Genomic DNA, 17,299 nt, shown 5'->3' with positions numbered 1-17,299 from the left:
GACGGGCGGTGAACAGCCGAGCGTGTTCAGGCGGCTGCCGTGCATGCCCGGGCGGCGCTACTCGGCTCCCTCAGTTCCCGATGCCGACCGCCGGGGCCGCCCGGGTGACCTGCCCAGCTCCACGGCAGGAGGAGCACCAGTGCCCCGCGTACCGCTCCTATCGTGAAAAGTCACACCAGCGAAGGCGTCGAGGCGGGCAAGACGTGACGGAACCAGAGATCGACTACGCCGCGGTGTTCCGGGCCCTCCCCGGGGCGGTGGCCCTGCTGACCCCGCAGCTGCTCTACGTGGACGCCAACGACGGGTTCTTGGGCATGCGGGATCGTACCCGCGAGCAAGTGATCGGCCACTACCTGTCTGGCGACGCCCCCGACCCGAACGACCCCGCCGGACCCCTCGTGGACAACCTTCGGGCGTCACTGCGCCGGGTGGCGGAATCCGGTGAGTGCGACACCGGACTGCAGCGCATCGACATGGAGGACCCCAACCGGTCCGGGGTACGGGACGAGCGGTACTTCAGCATGACCAACGCGCCGGTCTTCGGTCCGGACGGGCGGGTGGTGCTGTTGTTGCACCGGGTGGAGGAGGTCACCGAACTCATCCGCGCCCGCGAAGTCGCACTGAGCCTGCAGGAAGCGATGCTGCCATCTCTCCGCCCGGTCGGGCGGCACGGGGCGGCGGTACGCTACCGGCCCGCTGTCGGCGCGTTGAATGTGTGTGGCGACTGGTACGACCTGGTCGACCTGTCCGGCGACCGTGTCGCGGTCGCCGTCGGCGATGTGGTCGGCAAGGGTCTGTCCGCGGCCGGCGTCATGGGACAACTGCGCAGCGCGCTCAGCGCCGCCTTTCGCGTCGTCGACGGCCCTGCACTGGCCCTGGAAGTCCTCGGACTGTACGCCCGCTCCATCGACGGCGCCGAGAACACCACAGTGGCCAACACGTTCATCGACTGGGACGCCCATACCATCACCTACAGCAGCGCCGGCCACCCGCCACCGGCCCTCGTGCACATCGACGGAACCGTCGAGTTCCTCGACCGGGCCACCGACCCCCCACTCGGCGCCCGACCCGAACACGCCCCCCGGCCCCAGGCCATCGCGCCCTTCACCGAGGGCGCAGTCCTCGTGTTGTACACCGACGGACTGATCGAACGCCGCCGGGAAGACATCGACACCGGTCTCGCGCGGCTCGCCGACTCGCTGGCCCGCCACCACGCGGTCGACCTCGAAAACCTCGCCGACGCCCTGCTGGCCGACCTCCTCCCGCCCGGCGGCGCCACCGACGACACCGCCCTGGTCATCGTGGGCCTATGACCCGGCTCACCACGTCCGCGGTGGCCTGCCCGGTCAGACAAGTTCGACGCCTGACCACAAGACCGGCCAATCGGAGCGCCAACAGGCCGTCGGTCCGACAGCCGAGCCGACCGACGCGGATGCGCTCCTGCCGACGATCCCGCTCTACAATTTCATGCGCTGGTGCGGCGGTTCGCCGCGTTCTCGGGCCAGTATCCGTGGGAGTGGTAGCCGGCCGAGGCCGAGGCTTTCCGGCCTTCGGCGCACACGCTTCAGGACGTGCCGCCGAAGTCGACATTCTTGGTCTCGGTCGTCCCGGCAGTCCGCCCCGGCGCTGCCTGGTAGGTCCAGTACAGGTTCGTGTGTGCGATGACCTGGTCCGGCGGCGGTGCTCCCCATGCCGTCTGGTTCTCCGTCGTGTGGGCGTCGCTGACGAGGGTGACGTCGTACCCCCTGACGAATGCGCCGTGGAGCGTCGAGCGAATGCACGCATCGGTCTGCGCGCCGACGACGACGAGGCGGCCGGCCCCGAGCCCCGACAGGACGGTCTCGAGCGTGGTGTCCTCGAAGGAGTCGCCGTAGTTCTTCTCGACGAGCGGCTCGGCGTCGCCCGGAGTCAACTCGGGCACGATCCGCCAGTCGTCGCTCCCCCTCACAAGCTGCTCGTCGGAGTGCTGGACCCAGACAATGGATGTCCCTGCCCGCCGTGCCTTCTCGATGAGGTGACCGACGTTCGCGACGACCGCGTCACGCTCGTGAGCCCCTTCGACGACGCCGTTCTGCACGTCGACGACGAGGAGTGCGGTGTTCGGTCGATTCTCGAGCGTGGTCATGATCTCCCCTTACGCACGCTGGGTTACTCTGTCCTCGCACGGTAGACCCACCCACTGACAGTGGGCCGGAACGGTCCTTGCATCCAGGCCCAGCTGTTCCTTGGGCCGGCGTCCAACAGTTCTTCCGCTCCAACGGAGCGATCAGTCCCCGCGCATACGCCGGCGCCGACTCACGCGGCTCATTTCCGGTGGACCGGTGACGAACCGCCATGCAGCTCAACCAGCCGACGTGTCGTAATCCGGTTGATGGTCGGAGGGGCCGTGGGTACTGTGCCCCAGGTGATGAGCCCTGAGTCGGACAGAGCGGAGCCGCCGGTCGCTCGGCGGCGAGTTGTTGTCTGACCGGTAACCGATCGGTTCTCGGTCGATCTCGCTTCCAGTGACCGGACATGCTCTCCGTGTGTCTGGTCCAGTTTCGACTCCCGCCCTCAGTTCGCGGTTGACGTAGGTCGATGCCCGGTGCGCGGATTTCCCTGCCCGCGTACCTCAACGCCGGAGTCGACCTCTTGCCTCTGTTCGTCCATGTCCTCAGCCTTGCCGTTTTCGCGACCACGGTCGCGCTGAAGCCGGTGCGTTCCTGGGACCGCCAATCGCCGGCATCGCGACCGCAACAACCCACGACTACCGGGACGCCGCGTGGGTCAGCGCCGTACTGGCCGCGACGGCGGCCGTCGTCATCGTCGCCTCCCGAAGGCGAGCCGCGCACGAGCTACGTGTGCTCACCCAGCACGCACCTGCCGGCCAGGAAGCTCAGGCTTCCCTCCCGGGGGCCACGGGGCAGGCGACTCGCTGCGTCACACTGGTGGTCCCGTCACCGAAAGAACGAGCGAGGCGACCGATGGCTCTGCAGTTCAGCGCCACCAATCCCGAACACCCTGCGTTCCTGCTCGAGCTGCCCTGGCACCTGCCGCTCGAAGAGTGGCCGGAGAAGCACCTGGTGACGCTGCCGCGCGGCATCTCCCGCCACGTCGTGCGCTATGCACGAGCGGGGTCCGACGTGGTGGCCGTCAAGGAGCTCGCCGAACGGCCGGCGGTACGCGAGTACGAGCTGTTGCGCACCCTGGCCCGGCTCGGGATACCCGCGGTGGACCCACTCGCGGTGGTTACCGGGCGCACCGGCACCGACGGGGGACCGCTGGAGCCGGTGTTGATCACTCGTCATCTCAACGGGTCCCTGCCCTACCGCTCGATGTTCGAGACGACGATGCGCCCGACCACGGTGCACCGGCTCATGGACGCACTCGCCGTACTGCTGGTCCGGCTGCACCTGGCGGGTTTCGCCTGGGGCGACTGCTCTTTGTCCAACACACTCTTCCGCCGGGACGCCGGCGCCTATGCCGCCTACCTTGTAGACGCGGAGACCGGCGAGGTGCACAACCAACTCAGCACAGGGCAGCGTGAATACGACATCGATCTGGCCCGGGTCAACATCAGCGGCGAGATGCTGGACCTGGAGGCCTCGGGTGCGCTCCACCCCTCGGTGGATCCGATCGCCTTCGGCGCTGAGATCTGCCAGCGGTACGAGGAGCTGTGGAGTGAACTGACTCGTACTTCGGTCTATCCGGCCGGCAAGTATCACTACATCGAACGTCGCATGCGCCGGCTCAACGACCTCGGCTTCGACGTCGCCGAGATGCAGATCGCCAACTCCCCGAACGGCGACACGATCACGTTCGTCCCCAAGGTTGTCGACGCAGGCCATCATCAACGTCAGCTGCTGCGGCTCACCGGGCTCGACGCCGAGGAGAACCAGGCCCGACGACTCCTCAACGACCTTGAGAGCTGGATGGCGACACAGGAGGACTACGCGCCCGGCGACCCGCTCGGCGCCCGTGCGGAGGTGCTTGCCCACCGCTGGGTCCGCGAGGTGTTCAGGCCCACGGTGCGTGCCGTTCCGCAGGAACTCCGGAGCACCATGGACCCGGCCGAGCTCTATCACGAGCTGTTGGAACACCGGTGGTACATGTCCGAGCGCGCACAGCTGGACATCGGTCTGGAGGCGGCCGTGGCGGACTACACCACCAGTGTTCTTCGTCGTCCCGGGACCGAAGTGCCGTCGGCGAGCGATTCCCCGTGATCCGCGCGACCCGGTAGACCGGGCGGAAGGTGCACGTTTCGCCCTCGCCGCCGACATCCGCCGCATTCCCTCGATGGTGGGAGAAGCTGTGCGGTGTGAAAGGTGAGCGGTTGCGATTCGACGGCTGGATCGCCGGTGTGGGGACGACCTCCGGAACTCGGCTGGTGGTGGGGCACTGGACCCGTTCACCCTTCGGGCCGTTCAGTGATGTGATGATCCAGCACCCAAACGGCGAGCGGTTGCTGCTGGCACCGTCCGCTGCCGTCGCTGACTTCGTGGCCACCACCTACCGCTTCGAGTGCGTCGAGGTCGTTCCCGTCACGGTCCGGCGGGGCGGATCCGAGTGGAGCATTCAGGCCGGCCCGCTGAGTCTGCACTTGAGTACCGGCTCCCGGACCCCGCTGGGGTGGCTGCTGCGCGCCTTGCCCACCCCGCTGGTCAGGAGCCGGCGCTGGGCGGCACTGTGCAACATCCCTGCGCGGCTGATGCCTGGCGTGCGCACCCTGGGCACTGCCGTCCCGGGGCGTCGGGAGTGGTACGGAGCCCATGACCTGTGGCCCATTCTCGCTGCGGACGCCGCGCTCGGCGGAGCCGGACTCGGGGCGCTGGCACCGCTCGATCCACCCGTGGAATTCGGGTTCGGTTCCGCACCCCGCCGCCCGGCTCTCGTACGCGTCACGACAACGGTGGAGCTGGCAGCGGCACCGCCGTGATCGGTCTTCGCCCGTGGGGCGGCTCACGCGGGTGAGGTTCGGCGACTGCCGGCACATGCCCCGCCCGCAGTTGCCGTCGTGACGACGCACTCGTCGTCACGACGGAATGGACAGGGACGCTTCCCGCCGGCGGGGTCCCGCGTCGCTCAACTACGGATGCGCTCGCCCCGATCACGTGCGCCGGTCGGCACACGTCCGTCGGGCCGGGGCATCGGGTGCGATTGCATGCGCCGAGGGTCGATCAGAAGCCGAAGACCGATCCCTCGGTCAGGCTCGCCTGCATCTCGCAGGCGTTGCCGAAGGTGGCCGACCAGGAGACGCTCCGGCCCTGCCACACACCGTTCGCGTTGATGACGACGGGATCCCACTCACGCGTGCAGCTTCGCTGAGGCGGCGTGGTCAGCTGGGTGAACTCCCCGTCGACCGCGAGCAGATCCGCACACGCCGCAGTGGGCGAGGGGTGAGTGCCGCTGGGGCGCGGGGCGCAGCTGAGGGTGACGGCCCGCTGGACGGTGACAGCGGTGCCGTTGCTCTTGCCGACCGACAGCACGAGGGCTGACGGGGCGTAGAGGCTGGTCGACTGCACGGGCTGGGCCTGCGCGACACCCACGGCGCCCATGCCCGTCATGATCAGTGCAGATGTCGTAGCGATTATGCTGAATTTGCCAATGTTGTAGTGCACTTGTGAATCTCCTTCGCTTGGGGGTGCGATTGCGTTCGGGAGTCTCGTGCATGCAGACAGTGAGTGCACATCGATCAGCTCTTTCCGGCCCGGCTCGCCGGCGGCGCATCAACCGAATGGTCGTTCGGCCAGCTCGGAAGCGGTGCGCGGGACCCGTGCGAGGTGTCCAGCATGTGGACGAAATCCGGTGGTACAACTGCGAACTACCGTCTGACCTGCTACTTTTCTGAGATGGTTCTTACGCGAAAGTTCACGCTTCGGCCGGAAAGCAGCGCATGAGACAGCTCCGCGGCGCTCGGGACAGGGGTGCGAGAGGGGGGTCGCGGCGAGTCGCCCCTGGGACGGGCTGTTAGGTCCGTCGGCCGAGCAGGAACAGTTGAGGCTCGGGCACCCCGCCGGGGTACGACGGGGTGAACAGGGTGTTCTCCTCCCACAGGAGTGAGAATCCCGCTTCGATCACCAACTCGGTGAACGCTGCAGCAGCGAAGCTGGTCACCTGTACGTCCTGGCCCATGAACTCGACGTCGACGCCCTCCACGTCCAGCGGTACGGTCGCAATCATCAGTAGGCCGCCGCGGGTCACCACCTGCCCGAGTCGCCGGACGAGCGAGGACTGGTCGTTGCGTGACATCTGCAAGAGGGAGAAGTAGACACACGCTGCGTCGAAACTGCTGTTCTCCAGGGTGACATGGCGGATGTCGGCACACTCGAACGAGGCGTCGGGCACCTGTCGTCGCGCGAGTTCCACCATGACGGGCGAGACATCGACACCCAGCACCTCGTGGCCGGCCTCGGCCAGGATGTGCGCGGTCGGCCGTCCTGTCCCGCTGCCGACGTCCAATACCCGGCTGTGCGGCGCGAGCAGTTCCAACATGCGCTGCAGCGAAGCATGGTGGGCTGCCGACTCGGCGAAAGCCCGCTCGTACTCGGCTCCCAGTGCGTCGAAAGCCGCTGAGGCCGGGAGACGCTTACGATCATGCATCGCGACTGAATCCTTCCGTGCCGACCGGCTCTGCGGAATCGTTGCACTATTCACAGTGGCCTTCAACGCCTTCCCGAGGAAGCCTTCCTGGGTGTTGCGTGCCTCGACGAGACCGGCCGCATCGGGGTCGTGATCACCGACCTTGCGAGCCCTCACATGCCCGCCCGCGGTGATGAACGCGTCCATCGCGGGGCAGTGCCTTCCGGCCCGGTGGCACCACCCCTCGGATCATGGCTGACAAAGGGGGAAGCCATGCCGGGCCCGCGGGCCGGAAGCCCCTTTGCGGAGTCGACGAAGACGGGTGCCGGTGAAGCCCTGACGTGCTCTGCGAGGCCCCGGTCACCCCATCGGATGCGTTTGGCACCCGACCGGACGCGCCACGGTGACAAGCTGCCCCGGTGCTCGTTGGAGGGAAGGTTCGGGCCAGTGGCGCAAGCCGAATGCGCCCAGGTGGCTCCCGAGGAACGACCGGAGAATGTCATGACCACAGCACATGCCCCCCATCCCGACCACACGCATCAGCACGGTAAGGGCTGCGGCCACGTCGCCATCCCGCACGAGGACCACGTGGATTACGTGCACGACGGTCACCTCCATCGTGTTCACGACGGCCATGTGGACGAGTGTGAGCCGGGCGGGCACACCGCTCACGGCGACCACGCGCACCAGCATGGCGACGGGTGCGGGCATGTCGCGGTGCCGCACGGAGACCATGTGGACTACGTGCACGACGGTCACCGGCACGGCGGCCATGACGGGCACTGGGACGACCACTGACACGTTGTGCGCAAGACGGGTGTCCCCTGACGTCTCGGGGGACACCCGTCGCTTGCGTGCGTACCGTCCGGTGCGGGGCGCCCGGATGTCCGTACGGTGGGGCAGGGGCAGGGGCCGGCTGTGGCGCCTGAATGGCCGGCACCGGCGCACGGCCCGGCCGCTGACATGAGTCGTGTCCGTCAGGGTTCCGCGGGAACCAGCCTGACCGGGGCGGTGCCCGGGGTGTTGTGCCTGTCCGCCCAGGTGGTCAGGGCGGTGAGGCAGGCATGGTCCAGATGCCGCAAGCCCGACAGGTCGAGCTCGATCGGGCGGCCCTTCGGCAGTGCCTCCAGGGCGTCGAGTATCACCGGCAGCCGGAGGAACGTCGCATTGCCTGTCAGCCGCGCCCGGATCACGCCGACTCCTCCGTCGGCGACATCGACCTGGAGGTGAGAGGTGTCCCACGCGGACTTTGCCACGGAGAGCGCAACACCGATCAGCACGCCTTCGAACATGTTCGCCACGACGATCATCCCGGCCGTGGCGAACACGATCACTGCCTCACCCCGGTGCGCACGCCACAGCGCAATCAGCTCCTTGACAGGGATGAGCTTCGCGCCGGAGTAGACGAGGATGCCCGCGAGGCAGGACAGCGGAATCACACCGAGTGCCGACGGCAGCAGCGCGGCGAACAACAAGAGCCACACTCCGTGCAGCACTCTGGACGCTTTGGTCCGTGCGCCCGCCTGGACATTGGCCGCGCTGCGGACGATGACCGCGGTCATGGGCAGAGAGCCGAGCGCACCGCATACCGCGTTGCCGGCACCCTGCGCGATGAGTTCCTTGTCGTAGTCCGTGCGTGGTCCCGTGTGAAGACGGTCCACTGCCGCCGCGCTGAACAGGCTTTCGGCCGACGCGATCAGGGCGAACGCGAGAACCGTTCCGAGGACGCCGAGCTGGGTCAACAGCCCGAATGCATCCGCGGTCGGTGGCTGGATGGCGTCCAGCAGCCCCCGTACCTCGACCTTCGCGACAGGCGTGTCGCAGACCGCGGCGATACCGGAGGCGACAGCGACGGCGACCAGCGGAGCGGGCACGAGCCGCATCGATGGAGGGAGGCGTTTCCACCCGACCATGACAGCGATCGTCCCGAGGCCCAGCCCGAGAGCCACCAGCGACTGCGCGGAACCGAACACGTCGGCCAGTAGACCGGGCATACCGGCGATCTTGGAAGGCCCGGTATCCGGCGCCTCGCGGTCGGCCATGACGTACAACTGGCCCGCGACGAGCAGGAGTCCGATGCCGGCGAGCATGCCCTGGACGACGGCCACAGAGATGGCCCGGAACCAGCGGCCCAGCCGGAGTACGCCCATGAGGAGCTGAAGCAGGCCGGCGGCGAGGACGAGGACACCGAGGCCGGCGAGGCCGTGAGTCGTCACGGCTTCGTAGACCAGCACCGTCAGGCCGGCCGCCGGGCCGCTGACCTGGAGACTGCTCCCCGGCAGCATTCCGGTCACCAGTCCTCCCACGATTCCCGTGACCAGACCCAGCTCAGCCGGAACACCGGAGGCGACAGCCACCCCCACACACAGCGGGAGCGCCACCAGGAACACCACCAGAGATGCGGCGAAGTCCTCTCTCCTCATTGCCCCGCACGCCCCCTCATCGCCGCGCCAGAGGGCCTTCCCCCGCCGGTGGCGGCCGTGAGGGTCGTGGACGGGGCCCTTCACAGTGCGCGGATGGTGCCAGCGGCCCGCCGGTGGGCGAGCACGGAGCCGACGTCGATCACCTCGCATCTGTGAGGGATAGAGCCTGGGGCGGCGACACTTCGGTGGCAGCTGCGGGCACGGTTGTTGAATGACTGCATGTCAGCTTGTCTCTCCTGCACGGGCATGCGAAGTATGGATGACGTTCGGGTCCACGGGGGTTGCGCTCGGGCTGACTGACCTGGCGTCAGTGGAGCAATGCCTGGAGCCGACGCTGCAGGTCGGACAGCAGGCCGACCCGAGGCGGAGCTGACGTGGGATTCGGCTGCGGCTTCGTCGGGCTCGGGGCACAGGAACTCTGTTGTCGTTCCGAGGCCGTCAGTGAATGTGAACTGTCCGGCGACAACGGTGCCGCGGAGCGCCGGGCGGGCTGGCGAGCCGCTTCGGCACGCACCAGTGCGCTCACGGCCGCGAAGACATCTGCGGGCATGACGGGTTCTCCTGCGGGGTCACGTGACGTAGATGTTGACGGCGGCGGGCCGCACCTCGCGTGCCGCTCGTGGCAGAGCGCGACGTGTACGAGAGATATGCGGCCGGAGCCGGTCAGCAGCGCAGCACGAGACCTGTTGGAGAAGCAGCCGAGCCGGCTCCGCCTACAGGCGCCGGCGCGCACGCACGGCGCCCAGTTGCTGTGGGCTCTGTGCCGAAGGTGGGATCGGTCGCCACCGCGGTAGCTGCGGACGGGGTGTGGCGCGGCTTGCCGATCGACGCTGTTCCGGACCGCCACCTGTGGTCGTCGCTGCGACCGCTGGGAGCCGATGGGCAGGACAGCTCTGATGACGCCGAGTCGATGACGGCGGCGCTGACCGTCGGACCCGCGAGAAGGGCATGGCTGCTGTGATCGAGGTCGAGCTCGGAGAAAGGCACTGGGGCGGGGGTGAACACTGCGTGCACCAATGTCATCAACGCGATCAGCAGGGCCGTACACGCGGCACGGCGTACCGTCCCCTGTCGTGCACCGCCGCTGATGGGCGTCATGTCGAGTCCTCCCGTGATGCCTGATACCAGGGAACATCGACGAGGGGGCTGTGGCAGTCCGACTCCTCCGCACGAGTGACAGGTTCACCCGCGTCACCCATTCATCGAACCTTCGTTCGAAGCAAGTCCCGTGGGTGTCAGCCCGGTGCAGGCAGCAGGGTTCCCAGGGCGGAGGCTGTGCTCACCATGAATACCGGCGACCGCGGCCGTCCGACGGTTTCGCCACGGCCATCACCTGCAGCTGAGCGAAGAGGCTCCATGGGGGGGTGCGGTGCGTCGGCGATCGCAGGGGGTCTGAATTCCTGGTGCGTCACTCAGAGCGCAGGCGGTGGGGGAGTCGGCGAGTGCGATTCGGAGGGGACGGCTCGCGTTGCCTGGCTCGGGATCGCGGCGGGTGTGCCGCTGCCGAGCGCTTGCCGGGTGAACCGGATGGCGTACGGCAGGGCGGCCCGGGTGAGTGCGTCCGCGCCGGCGGCGTGGGCTGCGGCTCCGATGAGGGGCTCCGCGCAGGCGACGGCGCGCCGGAGGGCTGCAGGAGTGCACAGCCGGCTCGTGTACCGCAGGGCTGGGCTGAGCAGGCCGGTGGCGGGAAGGCCGGGGAGCGCGAGGGACAGGGTCCGGTCCTCGGTGCCGGAGCGCGGCCAGGTCAGTTCGATGCGCATGAACGGCCTCCGGTGGAGGTAGGGGATGACGCCTGCGGAACATGTTGGGCTGCTCTGAGCACGTCGAACGGCCCGGTGATCAGGCTCAGTGCGGTGTGAGGCGGATCAGTCGACGCACTCGGAGGTCGCGGTCCGGCGGTGGCGGTGCCGGTGGGCGAACCTTCGGGACGTCGGCTCTGGGCCGGGATGGGCGCTCATGCCCTCAACTCCTCGCAGCCAGGACACACGTGGGTGTCGGTCAGCGATCCGCGGCGACCCGCTGGCGGGACCGGACGGCTGGTCTTCTCGGACTTGTCGCAGCCGGGAGGGCCCTTGGCGTTGAGGCGTCCACCGCCTGTTACCTCACTTGGCGGTAAGTAGATATGTCCAGGCTTGCCGGAGTTGCGTGATCTTGTCAAGGTTGCTGAAAGGTGAGAGGCGTCACGGCCGCGGGCCGTCCGTCTCACCTGCCCGACGGAGAGAGAGCGACCATGACTGACAGTTCCCATGTGTCTGGCTCAGGGGACACGAAGGTGCAGCATCCCCTCCAGGAAGCACTGGCGCACCCCATGCGGAGGGTGATGACAGCGATGGACAGGGTCCCCGGCGCGGATCGGGTCAAGGGGATCGTCGACGGTGTTCTGGACTCCGTCGGGATCGTCTCGCCGCATGCTCGGCGTGTCGCGGCTTACACCGGTGCCGGGCTGCTCGGTGTGGCCGGTGTGGTCGAGTGGCCGGTTGCCGTGACGGGCGCCGCGGTGGTGTGGCTCACGCAGCCGCGTCCGACGGATACAGAGGGGGCCCAGGCCGCCGGCGAGGCCCGGGCAGAGGGTATGCAGGTGAAGAAGGCCGCCCGGTCGGCCAAGGCGCAGACCACCACGAGAGCGGCGAAGACCCGCCCGGCCAAAAAAGCATCGGCCACTACCGGAAAGGCGAAGACGCGCCCGGCCAAGGTGTCGACCGCGTCGGGAACGGCGAAGACCCGCCCGGCCAAGGCGTCGACCGCCTCCGGGACGGCGAAGGCTCGCTCGTCCAAGCGCGCCGCCACGAGCGCCTCGGGCACCTCGCGCGCCAAGGCTGGTGGGCGGAAGAAGTCCTGAGGCCGCCTCCCATCCGCTGCTACGACCGTTCGGCGCCCGGCGCCCGTCACGGACCGTTCCGCTCCCGGCCCCGTGCGGCAAGCCCGCGAAGGTGAGACATGCTGCTCCGCTTCCTGACCGGGCTGCCCGCCGTGGCCCTCCAGAGCGCCTTGGCCGTGCCGGTCGAGGCCACCCGCCGGATCGCCACGCCGACCGCAGATGCGGCGCGGATGGCCGCTGAGCTCGTGAACGCCGGTGCGCGCGGCGCGGCGGACGGGGCGGCGGCGGTGTCGGCGACCGCGCTTCGGGTCGGCAGGGTCGCCCGCAACGCGATCACTCCTCAGGTCGGTTACTGGCGCGCCGGAACACGGATGCACCTCGCACTGCAGCACCATCCGGACGCGCCCGTTCGGACCGTGGAACGACTCGAGGCCACCGCCAGAAAAGTGGCCGTCGAGCTGGCCGAGCACCCTGACGTGCTGATCGCCTACTGGGACGGTGGCCTGGGGCGGCTGGTCGTGCAGACCACCGAGGACGCGGTCGGCGAGCAGGTGGTGGACAAGGTGTCCGAACTGGCCGCCGAACACGGGCTTGTGCACGTCGGCGATCAGACGCTGGAACACGTGCACCCGGGCGCCGCCGGGGGCGTGCGCGCCAACGCTGTCGCCCTGGCGTGCGACGCGGCAGGCATCGGTGTAGCACTCGTGGGACGGGCAGCCCTTCTGAAGCGGGCGCCGGAGGCCATGGTGGCCGCGGTCGTCGTGATGCGTGAGGACTCACGGGTACGTGCGGTGCTGAGCCGTGCGCTGGGCCCGGACGCATCCGATCTGGTGCTGGCCGTGGCTCATGCGGCCGTCTGCGGGATCGGGCAGTCGCCGAGTCCGCTGCTGCTCGACGCGGCACTGCGGAGTGCCCAGTTGGTGGAATCCCTCGCTCAGCTCGCGACGTTCGACGCCGTGCACGACACGCTGTGCGCCCCGGATCGGCTGACTGTGGCCAACACCGACGTCCTGCGTCCGCCGCTGCGTCCGAGCCCGGGCGAGCAATATGCCGCCGCCGCTGTCAACGGGATGCTGGGCGGCGCCGCCACCAAACTCCTGTTCACCCGCAGCATGGACGATGCCGCCGAGACTGTACTGGCCGGTTCGCCGAAGGCCGCACGCTACGGTCCGGCGGCCTTCACCGCGGCCCTCGGCAGTGCCCTGGCACGCGAGGACGTACTGGTCCGCGACCCCGAGCGGCTGCGCCAACTGGAACTCGTGGACACCGTGGTCCTGCACCCCGCAGCACTGCGCAGCACTCGGCGCACCGTGCTCGAGGTCCACCCCAGCACGACAGGCTGGGATCACCACCGGTTGTGGCAGGAAGCCACCGCAGCCCTCAGTGCGCCCGAGGACGCGACAACGCCGTCCTGGGAGCCGGGCATCGTCCTTCGCCCGGTGCCCGATGGGACGGCACCGGACGCGGGACTGATGATCGCGTCGGTGCGTGGCAGGGACGTCGGCACCGTTCTGGTCGGCTGGGAGGTCGACCCCATGGCCGAAGCCGCGCTGGACGCAGCGCGCCGAGCGGGTCTGCATGTCGTGGTGGTGGACGACTGCTCGCTCGGCGAGTTCGGGACCCTGGCCGACCAACTGGCCTCTGCCGAGATCCCGTTGGCCGAGGTGGTGGCTGCCCTGCAGAACGAGGGCCGAACGGTTCTCACGGTGGCGCGCGTCCCGCACGACCGGGCGGCAGCCGAACGGGAGTTGACTGCCGCCGCCCACCACGTACTCGAGGGACTGCTCCGCAGTGACATCGCCGTCGCCGTCACCGACGAACGCAGCGCTGTCGTCTGGGGCGCCGACCTTCTGCCCCTGCGCGGGCTGGAGGGCGTATGGCGGCTACTGACAGCCGTACCCGCAGCGCGGGCGGTCAGCCGGCGTGCGAAGTTCTGCGCCGAGGCGGGCGCCACGCTCTCCGAGCTCCTGGTACTCACCCAGGGGGCTCGGTCGCAGCGGGTTCCCTTTCCCCTCGAGGTGCGGCTCAGCCCCGTCAATATCGCCACTGCCGCGGCCCTGCTCGTGGGCTGGTGCGCCGCACTCGGTGTAGCCGCCGGTACGACCCCCCACCCCACTCCGAGGGTGCCCTGGCACGCCCTGCAGCCCGAGCAGGTCATGGCCCGGCTGACGAGGGCGTCGTGCGCCGCGCCCACCGCCCTGACGGTGGTACGGACCCGGGTCGGCCACGTCGCGGGCGCCGCTGCCACGCACCCGGCCCTCGCGCCTGTACGGGTGAGCGCACGTCTGGCCGGCGCCGTGTGGGCGGAACTGGACGACCCGTTCACCCCCGTTCTGGTGGTCGGTGCCACCGCGCAGGCACTGCTGGGCTCCGCGGTGGACGCGTTCCTGGTCATCACCGCCGTGGCGGTGAACGCCTTGGTGGGCGGGGTACAGCGATTGCGCGCGGAGCGGGCGCTGTCCGCACTGGTGACCGGGCAGCGGCAGAACGCCCGGCGACTCGCTCACCCGTCAGCAGAAGAAGCATCCGTCGTCGAGGCCGCGCAACTGGCGCCCGGCGAGGTGATCGAGCTGCGCACCAACGATGTGGTGCCGGCCGACGCGCGGCTGCTGGAGGTCAGTGGCTTCGAGGTGGACGAGTCCTCCCTGACGGGCGAGTCACTGCCGACCCGTAAACAAGTGGCTGCCGTACCACAGGCGCCCGTCGCCGACCGCAGATGCATGGTGTTCGAAGGCACCACGGTGGTCGCCGGCCACGCCCGGGCGGTGGTGGTGGCCACGGGCGACCAGACCGAAGCCGGCCGCGCGGCGTCCCTCGCCGCCCGGGTTCCCACCTCGGCGGGGGTTCAGGCACGGCTGCACCGGCTGACCCGCCGGGTGCTGCCCCTCACCCTCGCCGGTGGCGCCGCGGTGGCCGGCCTGTCCCTGTTGCGCGGCCGTCCGGTGCGCACAGCCCTCCGGGGTGGACTGGCAGTCGCAGTGGCCGCCGTGCCCGAGGGCATGCCTCTGGTGGCGACCGTGGCGCAGATGGCCGCGGCACGGCGGCTGAGCAAGCTCGGCGTCCTGGTACGCACACCACGCAGCCTGGAGGCGCTCGGACGCGTGGACACCATGTGCTTCGACAAGACCGGGACCCTCACCGAGAACCGGTTGCGGGTCGTCCGCCTGATCAGCGGCACACGCGCCGAGCAGCCGGCCGACGCCTCCGAGACGAAACAGATTCTCCGCATTGCCGCCCGGGCCTGCCCTCGCGTCGCCGAGCAGCCGGGCGCCCACGCCCATGCCACCGACGAGGCGGTCCTGGCAGCAGCCCCGCCCGAGACAGGGTGGACCACCGTTCAGGCCCAGCCCTTCGAGGCGAGCCGGGGATACGCCGCCGCCACCGGAATGGACGCGGACGGCGCGAACATGCTGGTCGTCAAGGGCGCGCCGGAAGTCGTGCTGCCCTGCTGCCCGGATACGGATCCGGCAGCCGTCGAAGAGGCACACTCCCTCGCCGGTCAGGGGCTGCGGCTCCTGGCCGTCGCGCAGCGACGTCTCGCGACGGACGACGAGGCGAGGGAAGCGCTCGACAAGCCCCTCGAACTGCTTGAGCTCATCGGGTTCGTGGCACTGGCCGACACCCCCCGCCCCAGCTCCGCACCGCTCGTGGCCGGTCTCAGAGAGGTCGGCGTGCGCCCCGTCATGCTCACCGGCGACCACCCGCAGACCGCCCGCTCCGTGGCCGTCGCCCTGGGCTGGCCCGAGGATGTCACGGTCGTCACCGGTAACGAGTTGGCTTCACTGGACCGGGCGGGACGGGCCCGCCTGCTCCGGGACTGTGGCGTCGTGGCCCGCGTCGCACCCGAGCAGAAGCTCCAGGTTGTCGAGGCGCTCCGGGAGGCGGGTTGCGTCGTGGGCATGGTCGGGGACGGCGCCAACGACGCCGCCGCAATCCGCGCCGCCGATGTCGGGGTCGGCATCGCCGCGCGCGGATCGGCTGCCGCACGCAACGCCGCAGACCTCGTGATCACCAACGACGAACTGTCGGTTCTCATCGACGCCATCGCCGAAGGCCGAGCCCTTTGGCGCAGCGTGGCCGACGCGATCAGCATCCTGCTCGGCGGGAACGCCGGCGAGGTCGGCTTCTCCGTACTGGGCACATTGCTGTCCGGCACGTCGCCGCTGTCGACACGTCAGCTGCTGCTGGTCAACCTGCTCACCGACATGTTCCCGGCGATGGCGGTCGCGGTCACCCCCCACGACCCGGAACCCGCCGGTGAGCCCGCCGCAGCCGACACCGTACCCGTGGGCCTCGCCGTCCTGGGGCAACCGCTGACACGCCAGATCCGCCATCGTGGCCTGATCACCGGTATCGGCGCGGCCACCGCATGGCTCATCGGCACCCTCACCCCCGGCTCGGCACGACGCACCAGCACCATGGCCCTGTGCGGTGTGGTCGGTGCCCAACTCACGCAGACCGTCGTCGGACGCCGCCACAGCCCGCTGATCGTGGCCACGGTCCTCGGCAGCGCCGCCGTGCTCATCGCCGTCGTCCAGACCCCCGTCGTCAGCCACTTCTTCGGGTGCACGCCCTTGGGCCCACTGGCCTGGACCGGAGTGGCCGTCGCCATCGGCACCGCCTCCCTCGGTCCCCTCGTACTGCCTCAGGCCGAACAGCTGCTGGCCGACCTCACCGCACGACTGCGTCCCGTCGTCCGGCTCGTCCGCTGACGCCCTGCGCGCGGCAACACTGCGCTTCACAGGTCGCCCCATGGTCTCCGCGTACCAGTGCTGCTCCGCGCACGTTCGTGGACGGACGTTGGCGTTCCTGAGCACTTCACTTGGCGGATGAGTTGCATTACCTGGCGGCGCTGAGCTCTTACGGCGGCGGCCAGGGAAGCGATGTCGGACCCCGCTGACATGATCTGCGATCATGACGACCACTGAACGGCCGATGCCGCCACTGAACGCCGACGAGCGTACGAATCTGGAGAGCTGGCTCGACTTCTACCGGACCACCTTGGCCATGAAGTGCCGCGGCCTCACCGAGGAGCAGCTACGGACCGCCTCCGTGCCCCCTTCGCCGCTGACGCTGCTGGGGCTGGTCCAGCACATGGCCGAAGTCGAACGGAACTGGTTCCGGCGCGTGCTGACGGGCGAGGACGTACCGGCCATCCACAGTCCGCAGGCCGACCCGGACGGCCGCGACGAGGGATTCGGCCTCTCCGACAACATCTCTTTCGAGACTGCCCAGGCCACCTGGCAGGACGAGATCGCCCGCGCCCGCGCCAACTGCGCCACTCTGCGGCTGGAAGACACCAGCCCGTTCATGGGCGGCGAGGTGAGCCTGCGGTGGATCTACACGCACATGACCGCCGAATACGCCCGGCACAACGGGCACGCCGACTTCATCCGCGAGCGAATCGACGGCAGCACCGGCGTCTGATCTCCGGAGTTGGGACGACCGCATGGCCCCTTCACAGATCGGACCCTCACAGGCAGACCGGTTGCCGAACGGC

General features: G+C 69.4%; 13 protein-coding genes and 1 pseudogene. 8 read left to right on the top strand and 6 right to left on the bottom strand.

The window, feature by feature from the left end:
* Positions 1–203 precede the first annotated feature (203 nt).
* Entirely contained in the window at positions 204–1,313 is a 1,110-nt protein-coding gene (locus tag ACIA8E_RS27315) for a PP2C family protein-serine/threonine phosphatase (RefSeq protein ID WP_399301948.1), read from the top strand.
* A 251-nt stretch (positions 1,314–1,564) separates the two neighbouring features.
* On the opposite strand, the gene ACIA8E_RS27310 is transcribed toward ACIA8E_RS27315, so the two are convergent.
* Both ACIA8E_RS27310 and ACIA8E_RS27305 read right to left on the bottom strand, forming a co-directional pair.
* Positions 1,565–2,125 carry a cysteine hydrolase family protein gene (locus ACIA8E_RS27310; protein ID WP_399301947.1) on the bottom strand — a complete coding sequence of 187 codons (561 nt, stop codon included), beginning with the start codon at positions 2,123–2,125 and terminating at the stop codon, positions 1,565–1,567.
* 85 nt (positions 2,126–2,210) lie between these two features.
* Positions 2,211–2,324: pseudogene (locus ACIA8E_RS27305) on the bottom strand (IS701 family transposase); the annotation flags it as partial.
* A gap of 639 nt (positions 2,325–2,963) precedes the next feature.
* On the opposite strand from ACIA8E_RS27305, the gene ACIA8E_RS27300 reads away from it, so the two are divergent.
* Complete coding sequence (locus ACIA8E_RS27300) at positions 2,964–4,202, top strand: DUF4032 domain-containing protein (protein ID WP_399301946.1); 1,239 nt, start codon at positions 2,964–2,966, stop codon at positions 4,200–4,202.
* A gap of 95 nt (positions 4,203–4,297) precedes the next feature.
* The gene (locus ACIA8E_RS27295; RefSeq protein ID WP_399301945.1) at positions 4,298–4,915 is read left to right on the top strand and encodes a hypothetical protein; all 618 of its coding nucleotides are present in this window, start codon (positions 4,298–4,300) and stop codon (positions 4,913–4,915) included.
* A gap of 241 nt (positions 4,916–5,156) precedes the next feature.
* On the opposite strand, the gene ACIA8E_RS27290 is transcribed toward ACIA8E_RS27295, so the two are convergent.
* Together ACIA8E_RS27290 and ACIA8E_RS27285 are read right to left on the bottom strand one after the other, a co-directional pair.
* A complete protein-coding gene (locus tag ACIA8E_RS27290; protein ID WP_399302017.1) occupies positions 5,157–5,543 on the bottom strand; it encodes an SSI family serine proteinase inhibitor in 387 nt (128 codons plus the stop codon).
* Between the two features lie 403 nt (positions 5,544–5,946).
* Positions 5,947–6,579 carry a class I SAM-dependent methyltransferase gene (locus tag ACIA8E_RS27285; RefSeq protein WP_399301944.1) on the bottom strand — a complete coding sequence of 211 codons (633 nt, stop codon included), beginning with the start codon at positions 6,577–6,579 and terminating at the stop codon, positions 5,947–5,949.
* 480 nt (positions 6,580–7,059) lie between these two features.
* Between ACIA8E_RS27285 and ACIA8E_RS27280 the strand changes: the two genes are divergently transcribed.
* Positions 7,060–7,356 carry a hypothetical protein gene (locus ACIA8E_RS27280; protein WP_078853175.1) on the top strand — a complete coding sequence of 99 codons (297 nt, stop codon included), beginning with the start codon at positions 7,060–7,062 and terminating at the stop codon, positions 7,354–7,356.
* Positions 7,357–7,535: 179 nt separating this feature from the next.
* Here ACIA8E_RS27280 and ACIA8E_RS27275 read toward each other — a convergent pair whose 3' ends face one another.
* Positions 7,536–8,981 (bottom strand): SulP family inorganic anion transporter, encoded by a 1,446-nt coding sequence (locus ACIA8E_RS27275; protein ID WP_399301943.1) that lies wholly within the window; start codon positions 8,979–8,981, stop codon positions 7,536–7,538.
* 760 nt (positions 8,982–9,741) lie between these two features.
* Between ACIA8E_RS27275 and ACIA8E_RS27270 the strand changes: the two genes are divergently transcribed.
* Positions 9,742–9,942: a hypothetical protein gene (locus tag ACIA8E_RS27270; protein WP_399301942.1), complete on the top strand. Its 201-nt coding sequence runs from the start codon at positions 9,742–9,744 to the stop codon at positions 9,940–9,942.
* Between the two features lie 451 nt (positions 9,943–10,393).
* On the opposite strand, the gene ACIA8E_RS27265 is transcribed toward ACIA8E_RS27270, so the two are convergent.
* Positions 10,394–10,741 (bottom strand): hypothetical protein, encoded by a 348-nt coding sequence (locus ACIA8E_RS27265; protein WP_399301941.1) that lies wholly within the window; start codon positions 10,739–10,741, stop codon positions 10,394–10,396.
* Positions 10,742–11,310: 569 nt separating this feature from the next.
* Here ACIA8E_RS27265 and ACIA8E_RS27260 point away from each other — a divergent pair.
* From ACIA8E_RS27260 to ACIA8E_RS27250, 3 genes are all read left to right on the top strand, one after another.
* Positions 11,311–11,820, top strand: coding sequence for a hypothetical protein (locus ACIA8E_RS27260; RefSeq protein ID WP_399301940.1), 510 nt, complete (start codon positions 11,311–11,313; stop codon positions 11,818–11,820).
* A gap of 98 nt (positions 11,821–11,918) precedes the next feature.
* Positions 11,919–16,511 carry an HAD-IC family P-type ATPase gene (locus ACIA8E_RS27255; RefSeq protein WP_399301939.1) on the top strand — a complete coding sequence of 1,531 codons (4,593 nt, stop codon included), beginning with the start codon at positions 11,919–11,921 and terminating at the stop codon, positions 16,509–16,511.
* A gap of 202 nt (positions 16,512–16,713) precedes the next feature.
* The gene (locus ACIA8E_RS27250) at positions 16,714–17,226 is read left to right on the top strand and encodes a DinB family protein (protein ID WP_399301938.1); all 513 of its coding nucleotides are present in this window, start codon (positions 16,714–16,716) and stop codon (positions 17,224–17,226) included.
* Positions 17,227–17,299: the final 73 nt, after the last annotated feature.

This window comes from Streptomyces sp. NPDC051664, assembly GCF_044453545.1.
GTDB lineage: Bacteria > Actinomycetota > Actinomycetes > Streptomycetales > Streptomycetaceae > Streptomyces.
The sequence above is the reverse complement of the archived record's forward strand: the minus strand, read 5'-3'. Positions and strand labels throughout refer to the sequence as shown.